Below are 13501 nucleotides of genomic sequence, written 5' to 3' on the forward strand. Positions count from 1 at the left end.
GGCCGCCAAGTGTCTCATATACGCAAAGACCAGGTGACACCTTGAACATTTCTTCTTCCTCTATGGTCGAGAAGGCTGCAGACGCAACTGCAAGGGCGACGCCGACATCGCTTGCCCGCCGCGTCCGCGGACTATCCGATCGAGCGATCGCCTGGGTATTTATCGCGCCCACCATTCTCCTGCTTCTCGCCATCAACATCTTTCCACTGATCTGGGCGATCTATCTGTCGTTCACGAATTATCGCGCCAACCGTCCGAATGCGCCGGTCCTGAACGTTGGATTGGGCAATTACGAGCGGGTGCTCAACGACCCCGACATCTGGCAGGCGATGCAGACGACGGCGCACTTTGTCTTCTGGACGATCCTGCTGCAGACCGTCATCGGTTTTACGCTCGCCTATCTGATCGACCGCAAGTTTCGCGGCCACGCCTTCTGGACGACGCTGATCCTGATCCCGATGATGCTGTCTCCAGCCGTCGTCGGCAACTTCTGGCGCTTCCTCTATGAGCCGCAGATCGGTCTCTTCGCCTATGCCGTTTCCCTGGTCACCGGCATCCCGACAGCCGACATCCAGATGCTCGGCAGCGTTTCGCTTGCGCCGTGGGCGATCATTATCGTCGACACCTGGATGTGGACGCCTTACGTCATGCTGATCTGCCTGGCAGGCCTGCGTTCCATCCCCGACTATATCTATGAGGCGGCCGAGGTGGACCGCGCCTCCGCCTGGCGGCAATTCTGGTCGATCACCGTGCCGATGGCGCTGCCCTTCATCATGCTTGCGGTGCTGTTTCGCGGCATCGAGAATTTCAAGATGTTCGACATGGTGACACTGCTGACAGGGGGTGGCCCGGGCTCGACCACCGAGGTTGCCTCCATCACCTTGAAGCGTGCCGCCTTCGAGAGCTGGGCAACCGGACGGGCGTCGGCCTTTGCCATCGTCCTCTTCGTTGCCGTGTTCGGTCTCGCAAACATCTACGTCAAGGCACTCAACAAGGTGAAGCAGCGATGAGCTCGGTTACCTCAGCCCATTCGGTCGTCGAGCCGAGCCCGACCAGCAAGAGGATCGCCGGTGCTATCGTGATCCTCTACGCCCTGATCACGATGATCCCGCTTGTCTGGATTTTCCTGACCAGTATCAAATCTCCGCCGGATTCCATCAGCTATCCTCCGAAGATCGTCTTCACGCCGACCTTGGAAGGCTACTGCAATCTGCTGACGACCAGAACGCGTCAGACGCCGGAATACATCGCCTCCCTGCCTGCACCGACCGGCACCTGTGATGAGGTGACCCGCAAGCGAAACATGGTCATTGCGGGTCCCTCGAATTTCCTGCCGCGTTTTGCCAATTCTCTGGTGATTGCCTTCGGCTCGACATTTCTGGCCGTGTCGTTGGGAACCTTGGCCGCCTACGGTTTCTCCCGCTTCAGGATACCACTCGCCGACGACCTTCTGTTCTTCATCCTGTCGACGCGCATGATGCCGCCCATCGCGGTCGCCATACCGATCTATCTGATGTACCGCGAGCTTGGCCTCTCCGACACGGCGCTGGGCATGATCCTGCTCTACACGGCAGTCAACGTCTCGCTCGCCGTCTGGCTGCTTAAAGGCTTCATCGACGAGATCCCGCGCGAATATGAAGAGGCTGCGATGATCGACGGCTACACCCGGCTGCAGGCATTCTGGAAGGTCGTCCTGCCGCAGGCCACCACAGGCATCGCCGCCACTGCGATCTTCTGCCTGATCTTTGCCTGGAACGAATATGCCTTTGTCGCATTGCTGACCTCGGGTGAAGCCCAGACGGCACCGCCATTCATCCCGACCATCATCGGCGAAGGCGGCCAGGACTGGCCTGCGGTTGCTGCGGGAACAACGATCTTCCTGATCCCGATCCTCGTCTTCACCATTCTGCTGCGCAAGCAGCTCTTGCGCGGCATCACTTTCGGAGCGGTTCGCAAATGACCCATCTCATCGAGACCCCACGCCCATCCCGTCCGAAGCGCCCGTTCTTTTTGCGCCGAGGCCCCATGGAGAACATCGCGACCGCCTTGATCGCCATCGGTTTCCTCATGCTCTTCCAGCCGTTCCTTCTCGTGCTCTATACCTATTCGTTGGTGACGCTGCTCGCAGGCACCGCCATGTTCATCATCGTCTCGAAGTTTCCGGAGTGAGCCATGGCGGACATCAGGATAGAAAATCTCCGCAAGCAGTTCGGCGGCTTCGTGGCGGTGCAGGATTCGAGCTTCGTCATTCATGACGGCGAGTTCCTGGCGCTGCTCGGCCCCTCTGGCTGCGGCAAGACGACGACGCTTCGCATGATCGCCGGCCTGGAATTGCCGACCAGCGGCAAGATCTATCTTGATGGGGAGGATGTCACCTTCAACCGCGCCAGCGCCCGCGACATTGCCTTCGTCTTCCAGCTTTTTGCACTCTATCCCCATATGAATGTGCGCAAGAACATCGGCTTTCCACTCCTGTCGCAAGGTATGCCGAAGGCGCAGATCCGCCAGCGCGTCGAGGAGACCGCGCGGCTGCTGCAGATCGATCATATCTTGAACCGGTCCGTCTCCGGACTTGCGGGCGGCGACCGCCAGCGCGTGGCTCTCGGCCGCGCGATCGTGCGCCGTCCGAAGTGTTTCCTGATGGATGAACCGCTTGGCACGCTGGATGCCGAATTCCGCGAGGTGATGGTCCATGAGCTGCGCGAACTGCATAACCGCATCCACGCGACGACGGTTTACGTGACGCATGATCAGCATGAGGCGATGGCGATGGCCGACAAGATCGCGGTCATGAACCATGGCGTCATCGAGCAATTCGGCACACCGCAGGAAATCTACAGCAAGCCAGCCACCATGTATGTCGCAGATTTCATCGGCTCGCCGCCGATGAATTTCATGCGCTTCACGTCGGGCCTCAAGGCGGGAGCGCGGTCGATATCGCTTAACGGCGTCGACGTCAGCATTCCCGAGGTGCACCAGGATATGGCCGAGGCGGAGCTTGCGCTCGGCGTGAGGCCCGAACATATCCGCCTCAGCGACGCGTCACCCTTGCGCGGAGCCGTCTATGGCAGCGAATATCTCGGAACCAATCAGGTCGTGGCAATCGAGACATCGAGCGGCGTGATCAAGGCACGCGTTCCGGCAAACCGCGATTTCCGTATCGGCGAGACTGTTGGCCTTGAACTCAATCCGGGAAAGCTCGCGCTGTTCGACTGCAAGTCGGGCCGCGCTGTTGCCTCGGCACTCTACTCGGAGGCTCAGCATGGCTGACGTCGTTCTCAAGGGGCTCAATAAGCGTTTCGGTGACACTCAGGCTCTGGCCGATCTCAACCTGTCGATCCGAGACGGTGAATTCGTCGTTCTGCTCGGGCCGACGGGTGCTGGCAAGACGACCACGTTGCGTCTTATTGCGGGACTGGAGCACCCCGACGCTGGGCGTATCGAAATCGGCGGCCGCAATGTTGCAGGCGAAGCTCCCGCTGAACGGGATGTCGCCTTCGTCTTTCAACAATACTCGCTGTATCCGCATATGACGGTCTACGACAACCTTGCCTTTCCGCTGCGGGCCCCGGCGCACCGACTTGCAAGTGAAGAAATCGACCGCCGTGTCCGCGAAATTGCGCGCATGGTCAGGATCGACCACAAGCTGGAGAACCGTTCAACGCGTCTGTCGGGCGGCGAAATGCAGCGCGTTGCGATCGGCAGGGCGCTCGTACGCCGACCCGCCATTTATCTGATGGACGAACCGCTCTCGTCGCTCGATGCGAAACTGCGCGCAGAACTGCGCCTGGAACTGAAGCGCATCCAGAAAGAACTCGGCTCGACCCTGCTCTATGTAACCCACGACCAGGTCGAGGCGATGACCATGGCGGATCGGATCGGCATTGTCGCGGAAGGACGACTGTTGCAAGTCGGAACGCCGCGCGAAATCTATGGCAATCCGGCCAGCCTTCATGTCGCCGCGCGCCTTGGCCAGCCGCATATCAACCTGTTGCCGGCCGATCTTCTTCCCGGTGCCAATCCGCCGCCGGGAACGAAGACGATCGGCGCGCGAACCGAGCATCTTGATATCATCGTCGATCAGAACGCTGATGCGAAGATCGATTGGATCGAACATCTGGGGGACCAGAACCACCTTCACATCAAGGTGCGCGACCACAAGCTGGTCACGCTTGCCGATCCATATCTCGCGATCCGGCCGGGTGATCGAATAAGCCTGACGCTGCGCGATCCACTCTATTTCGACGCCAGCGGTCAGCGTCTTTGATAAGCAACTGAAAGAAACGAACTCACTGGCATAAAAGACGGGTCTGTCTCCATGAAACATTTCTTCAATCGCCGGGAAACCATTGTCACCGAAGCCCTGGACGGTCTGCTCCAGACAAGCAGCGCCGGTCGTCTTGCCCGTCTCGACACGTTCCCGGAAATCAAGGTGATCCTGCGTGCCGATTGGGACAAGTCGAAGGTCGCCATTATCTCGGGCGGCGGGGCGGGACATGAACCTTCGCATGCAGGCTTCGTCGGCAAGGGCATGCTTACCGCAGCCGTATCCGGCGAAATCTTCGCCTCGCCGAGCGTCGATGCGGTGCTGACGGCGATCCGCGCCGTAACCGGCCCCAAGGGCGTCCTGCTTGTCGTCAAGAACTATACCGGCGATCGCCTTAATTTTGGTCTCGCCGCCGAAAAGGCCCGTGCCGAAGGTTTCGACGTCGAGATGGTCATCGTTGCCGATGATATCGCGATCCCCGGCATCAGCCAGCCACGGGGCGTTGCCGGCACGCTGTTCGTGCACAAGATCGCCGGCTACCATGCCGAAGCCGGCGCCGGGCTCAAGACGGTGGCGGGCCTGGCGACCGCCGCAGCGGGCGGCATCGTTTCGCTCGGCATGTCGCTTTCAACCTGCAGCGTGCCGGGCCAAACGCATGAGGATCGACTGGGCGCCAACGAAGGCGAACTCGGCCTCGGTATTCACGGCGAGCCCGGGGTCGAGCGTATTTCCTTGCAGCCGATTGCCGATCTGGTCGCGACGATGACCGGGCGACTGGCGGCGAAGCTCGATGGTGCGGGAGATCATGCGCTGCTGATCAACAATCTCGGCGCTGTGCCGCCGCTCGAAATGGGCGTCATCGCCAACACTGTGCTGTCGTCACCGATCGCCAACCGTGTCCGGTTGATCATTGGGCCGGCACCGATGATGACCGCTCTCAACATGAACGGCTTTTCGCTGTCGCTCATTCGACTGGACGCCGACCGTGAAGCCGCCCTGAGGGCCGCCGTCGAACCCCATGCCTGGCCGCCCGCGACCGAACGACACGAGATCGCTATCCTTCCCGCGCCACAACCTGCGTCGGCGCAGAGCGAAGCGGCGCCCGCCAGCGAAGATCGGGATAATCGTCGTCTCCTGACCGCACTTTGCGAGCACCTGATCTCGCTCGAAAGCGAACTCAACCGCCTGGATGGCCGGGTTGGTGATGGCGATACCGGCTCCACCGTTGCGACCGGAGCCCGCAGCATTCTTGCCCGCATCGACACACTTCCCTTGAAAGATCCTGCCGCGACGATGGCCTCCATCGGCGAAATCCTGAGCACGAGCATGGGCGGCTCCAGCGGCGTTCTTCTCTCGATCTTCTTCACGGCCGCATCCAAGTCCATGGCCGAAAAGGACGATATCGCCGTTGCCCTGCTTGCCGGGCTTGATCGGATGACGTTCTATGGAGGCGCCGTTGTGGGCGACCGCACTATGGTCGACGCACTGGCTCCCGCGCTTGCGGCCCTTTCATCGAAGGGTGTTGCAGCCGCGGCAAAAGCGGCGACGGCAGGTGCTCAGTCGACAAGAGCGATGCGACAGGCCAAGGCCGGTCGTGCCTCCTACGTTGGCGAAAGGGATCTGGAAGGTGTGCCCGATCCGGGTGCCGTGGCCGTGGCAGGCGTATTCGAGGTAATGGCAGCGCTCGTATGAGTTCTGCAGGCGGGAGGGTTTCGGGTGCTGGCTGAACCGGTTCTTCTCATGGGATTGATCGAAGCTTGCCGTGCGACGATCGCGGCAAACAGCGAGCACCTGTGTGCGCTTGATCGCGCCATTGGTGATGGCGATCATGGAACGAACATGCGCCGCGGCTGCGAAGCGGTGAGCGCCGAGGACGCCTTCGTTTCTGCCCTTCCCTTGCCTGACGCGCTTGAGAAAATTGGCCTGACGCTGGTGATGAACATCGGCGGAGCGGCAGGCCCGCTTTACGGGACGTTGCTCATGGAGATGGGCCGCGAGCTCCGTGCCCCGGACGAGGAGAAGGATTTTCCTTCGGCGCTGAAACAGGCGATCAACGCCGTCGCGCGTCGTGGCCGCTCACATGCTGGGGACAAGACGCTTCTTGATGTTCTCTATCCCGTTCAGGACGCGCTCGCACATCGATTGCCTCTGACGGACATCGCGCGCCAGGCCGAACTTTCTGCCGAGCTGACGGCAGCGATGAGAGCCATGCGCGGGCGTGCCTCCTATCTCGGAGACCGGTCGATCGGTCATGTCGATCCCGGCGCCTCAAGTTGTGCACTGCTGACAACTGCGATCTGCCGCTACCTCGAGGAGTACCGACCTGTATGAATGGGAAGAGGCCCAACGTTGGGATTGTGATTGTTTCCCACTCGCCTTTGGTTGCGCGTGGTACTGCCGACATGGTGCGGCAGATGGTCGGCGACAGTGTGCCGCTTGCCTGGTCGGGCGGTAATAGTCACGGCGAACTCGGGACGGATGCCCGCGGTATTCTCAAAGCCATCGAGGAGGCTTGGTCGGACGCAGGCGTTGCCGTCTTCGTTGATCTTGGTGGAGCTGAAACCAACAGTGAAATGGCGGTCGAAATGCTCGGCCTGCCGCGGTCGAAGCTGGTATCGATCTGTAATGCACCCGTCGTGGAGGGAGCTGTTATCGCGGCGGCCGAGGCCTCCGGCGGCGCATCGCTGGGCAAGGTGATTGCGACGGCAGAGGAGCTATCACCCTGATGAGCGGCGGATTGCGCATGGGAGGCCGTGAGGGCGAACAGATGCATGCCAACTGCCAGACGGAGGTAGAGGTCAAGCATGGCGTTGGACTGCATGCTCGGCCCTCGGTTACATTCACGCGGCTTGCAAAGTCGTTTCCCTGCTCGATCGAAGTCGCGATCAACGGCAGCGATGTCTGGCTGAATGGCAAGAGCATCATCAAGATCATGGGTGCCAGGATCCGTAAGGGATCATTGCTCAAGATTCGCGCCGAGGGGATCCTTGCCGAGGAAGCGATTCGCGCATTGAAAGGCCTCGTCGAGCGTAACTTCGATGAGGAAAAGAAGCATGGCCGCACCGCCTAGTCTGAAAGCCATAGGTGCATCGCCGGGCGTTGCAACCGGGCCGGCCTATGTCGCGAGGCCGATGGCCGCTGCTGCGTTGCCGCCATCGAGCCTTTCCGGCCATGTCGAACTCGGCGATGCCATCAAGAAGGCCATACACGAATTACGCAACATTGCGGCCGGGACAGACCCTGAGAGCGGAGAAATCATCGAGTTTCAGATCGAAGTGCTCGAGGACCCGACGCTGATGGAGACGGCCGGCGCGCGGATCGACGCGGGCGAAAATATGGCGTTTGCCTGGGCCGGGACACTCGATGGCTATATCCGGGAACTGGAATGCGCGGAGGAAGACCAAGTGCAGGCGCGTGCCGTCGATATTCTCGACGTCAAGAATCGCGTCCTGTCGATCCTGACCGGGGCGCCGATCGACGACTTTCCGGCCGGCTCCATCTATGTTGGAAAAGACATGGAGCCCAGTCGCTTCTTGGCACATGACTGGTCGGCCGGTGGGGGTATCGCTCTTTATGCGGGCAGCGCAGTCGGCCATGTGGCGCTGCTTGCCAGGTCTCGCTCGGTCCCGATGGTCATCGGCGCCGGTCGCTTCGCGACTGAAAAGGGACAACATATTGGGGTTGATGGCGATTCAGGTATCATCATGCTTCAGATAGCCAAGCAGGGGGCGACGCCGGCTCCGCTCGGCCATCGCCTGACAAGCATGGCATCGACGGCCGACAACGGCACTTTGTACACCGCCGACGGCTCGCAGGTCCTGCTGGCCGTCAACGTCAACGCTCCCGACGAAGTCGATGCGATCGATGTTGCGACAACCGCCGGCATCGGGTTGATGCGCTCGGAATTTGCACTGACATCGCTTGGAGATGCCGCAAACGAAGAAAAGCAGTTTGCAATCTACCGCCGGCTGCTGGATTGGGCAGATGGCCGGTCAACGACAATTCGCATGCTGGATATAGGAGGCGACAAGCCACTCGCTGGACTTGCCGAAGTACCCTCGCTACGCGGTATCCGTCTTCTGCTTGCCCGGCCGGAGATCGCGCGTGTTCAAGCCCGCGCGCTTTTGCGCGCGGCAGTCTTCGGCAGTCTTCGCATTATGCTGCCGATGGTGATGTTTCCATCCGACGTCGATGATGTCAGACAGATCTATCGGGAAGAATCCGACGCGCTCGCCCGACGCGGTGTGCCGCATCGCATGCCTCCCATCGGAATGATGGTAGAGGTCCCGGCTGCCGCGCTCATGCTGGACGAGTTCGAAAGCGCTGACTTCTTTTCGTTCGGAACGAACGACCTTGCGCAATATCTTGTCGCCTCGTCACGCGAGAATGCCGACTTTACGCTTTACCAGGCCAAGGCGGTGCCGGCTGTACTGCGCCTACTCACCCAGGCCATAAAACTCGCTGGAAGCAAACCGGTCAGCATCTGCGGCGACATGGCCGGGGATCCATCCCTGACCGCGGATCTGCTTGCCGCAGGCATACGCCATTTTTCCGTGGCACCCGCCCAACTTCCCGCGATAAGATCGGCAATCGTCGGCCTGAAGGCAGATGGGACAAAGGCAGCCGGAGAATAGGATGGCGCGCGAAGACACGGAAGACGCCATTATCGCCTACAAGTCCATTCTGGCGCAAATCATCGACAACAGGCCTTCTGGAACACGCCAGCGGCTCGCGACGGAACTTGGCAAACATCGCAGTTTCGTCACGCAGATAACGAGCCCGACCTATGCAACGCCGCTTCCTGCCCGGCATCTCGCGACGATCTTCCGGGTGTGTCATTTCAGTGCCGCTGAACAGGAGCGCTTTCTGGATGCTTATCAAGCTGCACATCCAGGCAAGCTGCCGGAACTTGGCGCCTCGGAAAAACTGCGGCACATTTCGCTGATGGTGCCCGATTTCGGCGACGAGAGACGCAACCGGCTGCTGGAGGAAGCGATTGCCGATCTGGTGCAGAAGATTGCCGCAATTTCAGGGTTGCCGGATTAAGCAAGCCCTTGTGGCATATGCAAACGGATTGGCATGATCATCGCCTTGGGAGGGGCTTGATGAAGAAATTCATGAACACAGCGGAGACCATGGTCGCCGAAAGCATCGAAGGCTTTGTGCGCGCCCATCAGGAGTTCGTTGTGTTTGGCGCCGACCGTAAATGTATACGCCGCCGTGAACTGGTTCCTGGCAAGGTCGCAATCATTTCTGGTGGTGGGGCCGGCCATGAGCCAATGCATATCGGCTTCATCGGTCGCGGCATGCTCGATGCTGCCTGCGTCGGATATATCTTCACATCGCCCACGCCCAGCCAGATCGTCAGCGCGATAGAGGAAGCAGACACCGGCGCCGGTTGTTTGCTCGTCGTCAAGAACTATGATGGCGACGTCATGAACTTCGAAATGGCGTCGGAGATGGCCTCGGACCGGCATAAAATTGAAATCGTCCTTGCCTGCGACGACATCGAAACAACGAGGGGCGGCGACGGTCGCGGGCGACGTGGGGTTGCCGGCACGCTCATCACTGAAAAGCTGCTCGGAGCGGCTGCCGAGCAGGGTCGATCCCTTTCGGAACTAAAAGCCTTTGGCGATAGCCTCTCCTCACGCATCCGGTCGATGGGCGTTGCCCTGACCGGTGTCGCCGTGCCGGACACCCAGCGTACAACCTTCGCGCTCGGGCCGAACGAGGTGGAAATGGGCGTCGGCATTCATGGGGAGCCGGGTCATTCGAGAGAGCGCTTCTCCGACGCTGACACTATCGTCAGGTATCTCAGCGAGACGATCCTCAGCGATACCAGCCGAAGCACAGACAGAGCATTGCTTCTGGTGAACGGACTTGGCGGCACGCCGCCTGCTGAACTCTATCTCGCCTACAACTCTGCCCTTCACATCATGTCGGAACACGGCCTGCGGGTCGAGCGCTCGCTTGTCGGCACCTACGCCACTTCGCTCGACATGCAGGGCCTTTCCATCACACTCGCCTTCCTCACGGACGAGGAGCTTTCTCTATGGGATTCGCCTGTTGCTACCGCTGCATTGCGCTGGAGGTGCTAGGCACCTCGTGATCAGCCGGTTTTCTGGTGGTAAATTCTTCGCGGAGGATCCGTAAATCATATTATGCCTCTCGCGCCAAAATCATCGGCAATTTACGGAAGCGTCAATCGAGGCACGAGCCTATGGCAGGTTCGAATTCCATCAAGGCGACCAAGCGTCTGGCGCTGGCCGATGCCTTGTCCCAACTCTGCTCGGGTAGCAACTGGATCGTTGCGGGGGGACTAGGCCCTCTTGGCCGGCGCTATGAAAGCGCCGATTGCAGCCTCGGCATGCCCGGCTTCCTGAAGGAGGCGTCTGGCAAGTTCCGTCGCTGGCCCGCTCAAAGGTCCGTCGGGCCGCACAATATGAAACGAGACGTGATGGTCCAACGCTCTTTCGGAGACAGCAACCAGTCGACCCGACGCAATGGCTGCGTCCGATAACGGGGGGCGGGCGAGCGCGATGCCGACGCCCTGGACGCAGGCGTCGATGACGAGGTTGTAATCCTCGAAACGACGATCCTGCCCGCGCGGCAGATAGTCGATGTCCTCGGCCGCGAGCCAGCGCCGCCAGCCCTCGATGGTCGAATCATGCAGGATCGGCATCTTGAGGAGCGATCGAGCGTCGCAGTTCCCAGCCAGTTGCCCTGCAAGCGACGGTGCAGCGACCGGAAAGGATTTCTCCTGCCAGAGCGGTGTCGCACGAACGCCGGCCCAGGGGCCTCTTCCGCACCGAATGGCAAGATCCGTTCCCTCGCCGAGATCGGCAAGCCTGTGCTCCAGGAAGAGTTCGATGTGAATGTCGTCGAGTTCCAGCTTTCCCAATCGCGAAAATAGCCACAAGGACGCGACGGACGGCGTGAGTGAAAGGCGCACCGTCGTCTTGTGCCGCCGCGGGATCCATCGCTCGTCAGCCCCACTGAGCAGGGCAAGCGCCTCCTCGGCGCGAGCAAAGAAGCGGATGCCTTCCGGTGTAAGAGCGACGCCCCGCGCCTGACGGGCGAACAGCCGAACGCCCAGCCACCGCTCCAGGCGCGAGATCTGTCTGGAAACCGCCCCATGGGTGATGCCGGCTTCTTCGGCGGCAGCGGAAAAGGATCCAAGGCGCGCGGCTCGGGAAAAAGCTTCGAGCGTATCGAGTGGCGGGAGACTTTGCGAGCTGTGAACCATGGACACACCAGATCATCGATTGCGGTGCTTTTCAAGCCGGAAAGGAGACGCTTAATTCGGCGCACGCAAGCATGGGGGCAAACATGGCGACGGTGGTTGGAGATCCGGAAGACAAGGCAGGGTTCGATCTTGTTGCCTTTTTGGCGATTGTCGTGACGATCGCCTTTTGGGCATCCTCTTTTGTCGTCATCCGCGTCTGTCTCGGGCCGTTGACGCCTGTCGAGCTCGCGACCGCCCGTTATGTGCCGGCCGGCCTGATTGCTGTTTGCTATCTGGCATTTCGCTGGACCCCACTGAAAGGGGCCGATCTTGCCCGGATTTCCGTTGCTGCCGTCTTGTTCATTGCCACTTACGCGGTGCTCCTCAATACCGGCGAACAAACCGTGCCGGCGGGACCGGCAAGTTTCATCATCAACACCATGCCGATCTTCACCGCGCTGATCGCCACCCTCTTCCTTGGCGAGCGCTTCGGCCTATGGGGATGGGTCGGTACCGCCGTATCGTTTGCAGGCGTGGCATTGATCGCCGCTTCCGCCGCCGACGGCTTCGGCCTCGACCTCAACGCTATTCTAATTCTTGGCGCTGCCCTCTGTTCGGCAGTTGCAAGCGTCTTGCAGAAGCCTGTTCTCGCCCGCTTGCCGGCGTTGACGGTGACCGCCTGGGTTCTATTTCTCGGTTCGCTTCCACTCCTCCCGGCGATACCCGCCACCGTCAAGGCTCTGGCTGTTGCCCCGACGATCGTCATTTCAAACGTTGCCTATCTGGTGGTTTTCCCGACGGTGGTTGCCTATGTGACCTGGGCGGTTGCCCTGAAGCGGCTTCCGGCCGCGCGTGCCACGAATTTCCTCTATGGCGTGCCGCCGACAGCAACACTGATCGGGTTTACCTGGCTGGGCGAAACGCCAACGACAATTGGTGCAGCTGGTGGAATGTTGGCGATCGCAGGTGTTCTCATCGTCAATGTCATGCGGCGGAGGTAGCCTCCATTTGCGGGCGCCGGCACCGCCTATGGACGGGTCGGTGCATTGCCTCGCTCACCGGGAGTCGTGATGGCCTTGTCCCTGTCTTCGCAGCGAACCGTTACGCTAGGCGCAAATCAAGCAGCGGGTGCAATTTTTTCAGATTCGGAAGCGATTTCGCCTGCCAGGGATATTGGTTGGTGCCTTTCACAACGAGCTGCAGCTCGTCCATTTTCCTGGCCTCGATGGTCAGTTTGGCAAGTAGGTTTATGCCGGAGGAGTTGAGGAATTCGAGACCCGTCAAATTGAACGTGACTTGTTTGTGCCCTTCATGGAGCAGCCCCAGTACCATCGAATGAATGGGCGCGTAGGCGTCGGGTCCCGCCAGCCGAAATATACCATCGAAATATACCTCGGTGTTTTCTGCCCATACGCGGAAATTTTCGTCGCTGATTTCCATTTTTCGCTCACAGCTTGGAGGAGGGCGGCAACGCCACCAATGCAGTCGTCGTCAGTTTGAAATGGTGGTCGTTGGCTTCTTCGAATGCCCATGCCATTTTTGCATCGTAATCGCTTAGGAGGGTGAGCAATCCCAGACCGGATCCGCTCCCTTCCGATATTGCATTGCTTTCGATCCGTTCGAGAAGAAGCTCGCCGGGTTCCCTCGACCGAAGTCGGTGCAGCAGCTGCTGAAGACGAGATGACGATGCGCTATCGATACTGTTCGTTGTCCTCATGAAAAAACAATCGTCCGATATCCCGGCTTCGATGAGGATTTCTCCGGGTTGTCGAAATTTGACGGCATTTTCGATTAGCTCATTGCTGAGATATCCGATGTCGTGATGCGCTTGCGTGTACGCTTTCCTTGACTGAGAATACGGGAGAGCCATTACTTCTGCGATGAAGTCCGATGTCATCCCCGAATGCTTCCACCCGAGTTGAAGCGGTCCATCGCGCAATGTCAGACGCGTGCTTGCATCCAGGTTCTCATTTGCCAGAGATTCGATCCCATATAACGTTGGTGTCATG

Annotated in this window: 16 protein-coding genes; 13 read left to right on the plus strand and 3 right to left on the minus strand. The window is 60.0% G+C overall.

Annotated features, from left to right (window positions below; genetic code table 11):
- Positions 1–41 precede the first annotated feature (41 nt).
- The 12 genes from J2X71_RS09185 to J2X71_RS09240 are packed head-to-tail and all read left to right on the plus strand — an operon-like array spanning position 42 to position 10365.
- Complete coding sequence (locus J2X71_RS09185; protein ID WP_310381481.1) at positions 42–1010, plus strand: sugar ABC transporter permease; 969 nt, start codon at positions 42–44, stop codon at positions 1008–1010.
- Positions 1007–1960, plus strand: coding sequence for a carbohydrate ABC transporter permease (locus J2X71_RS09190; RefSeq protein WP_113185064.1), 954 nt, complete (start codon positions 1007–1009; stop codon positions 1958–1960). The genes J2X71_RS09185 and J2X71_RS09190 overlap by 4 nt, the downstream gene beginning before the upstream one ends.
- Positions 1957–2169: a hypothetical protein gene (locus J2X71_RS09195; RefSeq protein ID WP_007814759.1), complete on the plus strand. Its 213-nt coding sequence runs from the start codon at positions 1957–1959 to the stop codon at positions 2167–2169. Before J2X71_RS09190 ends, J2X71_RS09195 begins: the two co-directional genes overlap by 4 nt.
- A gap of 3 nt (positions 2170–2172) precedes the next feature.
- Positions 2173–3270 carry an ABC transporter ATP-binding protein gene (locus tag J2X71_RS09200; RefSeq protein WP_310381484.1) on the plus strand — a complete coding sequence of 366 codons (1098 nt, stop codon included), beginning with the start codon at positions 2173–2175 and terminating at the stop codon, positions 3268–3270.
- A complete protein-coding gene (locus J2X71_RS09205) occupies positions 3263–4267 on the plus strand; it encodes an ABC transporter ATP-binding protein (RefSeq protein ID WP_310381486.1) in 1005 nt (334 codons plus the stop codon). Before J2X71_RS09200 ends, J2X71_RS09205 begins: the two co-directional genes overlap by 8 nt.
- 51 nt (positions 4268–4318) lie before the next feature.
- Complete coding sequence (locus J2X71_RS09210) at positions 4319–5959, plus strand: dihydroxyacetone kinase subunit DhaK (protein WP_310381488.1); 1641 nt, start codon at positions 4319–4321, stop codon at positions 5957–5959.
- A gap of 48 nt (positions 5960–6007) precedes the next feature.
- The gene (gene dhaL / locus J2X71_RS09215) at positions 6008–6598 is read left to right on the plus strand and encodes a dihydroxyacetone kinase subunit DhaL (protein WP_310382176.1); all 591 of its coding nucleotides are present in this window, start codon (positions 6008–6010) and stop codon (positions 6596–6598) included.
- Entirely contained in the window at positions 6595–6993 is a 399-nt protein-coding gene (dhaM, locus tag J2X71_RS09220) for a dihydroxyacetone kinase phosphoryl donor subunit DhaM (protein WP_310381490.1), read from the plus strand. Before dhaL ends, dhaM begins: the two co-directional genes overlap by 4 nt.
- Positions 6993–7337, plus strand: a complete 345-nt coding sequence (locus tag J2X71_RS09225) for an HPr family phosphocarrier protein (protein ID WP_310381492.1) — start codon at positions 6993–6995, stop codon at positions 7335–7337. Before dhaM ends, J2X71_RS09225 begins: the two co-directional genes overlap by 1 nt.
- Positions 7321–8901, plus strand: coding sequence for a putative PEP-binding protein (locus J2X71_RS09230; RefSeq protein WP_310381493.1), 1581 nt, complete (start codon positions 7321–7323; stop codon positions 8899–8901). The genes J2X71_RS09225 and J2X71_RS09230 overlap by 17 nt, the downstream gene beginning before the upstream one ends.
- A 1-nt stretch (position 8902) precedes the next feature.
- Positions 8903–9313, plus strand: a complete 411-nt coding sequence (locus tag J2X71_RS09235; RefSeq protein ID WP_310381495.1) for a hypothetical protein — start codon at positions 8903–8905, stop codon at positions 9311–9313.
- A gap of 59 nt (positions 9314–9372) precedes the next feature.
- Positions 9373–10365 carry a dihydroxyacetone kinase subunit DhaK gene (locus tag J2X71_RS09240; protein WP_310381497.1) on the plus strand — a complete coding sequence of 331 codons (993 nt, stop codon included), beginning with the start codon at positions 9373–9375 and terminating at the stop codon, positions 10363–10365.
- 221 nt (positions 10366–10586) lie between these two features.
- Here J2X71_RS09240 and J2X71_RS09245 read toward each other — a convergent pair whose 3' ends face one another.
- Positions 10587–11513: a LysR family transcriptional regulator gene (locus J2X71_RS09245; protein ID WP_310381499.1), complete on the minus strand. Its 927-nt coding sequence runs from the start codon at positions 11511–11513 to the stop codon at positions 10587–10589.
- Between the two features lie 83 nt (positions 11514–11596).
- On the opposite strand from J2X71_RS09245, the gene J2X71_RS09250 reads away from it, so the two are divergent.
- Positions 11597–12493: a DMT family transporter gene (locus J2X71_RS09250; protein ID WP_310381501.1), complete on the plus strand. Its 897-nt coding sequence runs from the start codon at positions 11597–11599 to the stop codon at positions 12491–12493.
- 100 nt (positions 12494–12593) lie between these two features.
- On the opposite strand, the gene J2X71_RS09255 is transcribed toward J2X71_RS09250, so the two are convergent.
- Both J2X71_RS09255 and J2X71_RS09260 read right to left on the minus strand, forming a co-directional pair.
- Positions 12594–12932: a slr1659 superfamily regulator gene (locus J2X71_RS09255; protein WP_310381503.1), complete on the minus strand. Its 339-nt coding sequence runs from the start codon at positions 12930–12932 to the stop codon at positions 12594–12596.
- 7 nt (positions 12933–12939) lie between these two features.
- Positions 12940–13500: a slr1658 superfamily regulator gene (locus J2X71_RS09260; RefSeq protein WP_310381506.1), complete on the minus strand. Its 561-nt coding sequence runs from the start codon at positions 13498–13500 to the stop codon at positions 12940–12942.
- Position 13501: the final 1 nt, after the last annotated feature.

Origin of the sequence: Rhizobium sp. 1399, assembly GCF_031455475.1 — a bacterium.
In the GTDB taxonomy this organism is placed as follows: domain Bacteria; phylum Pseudomonadota; class Alphaproteobacteria; order Rhizobiales; family Rhizobiaceae; genus Rhizobium.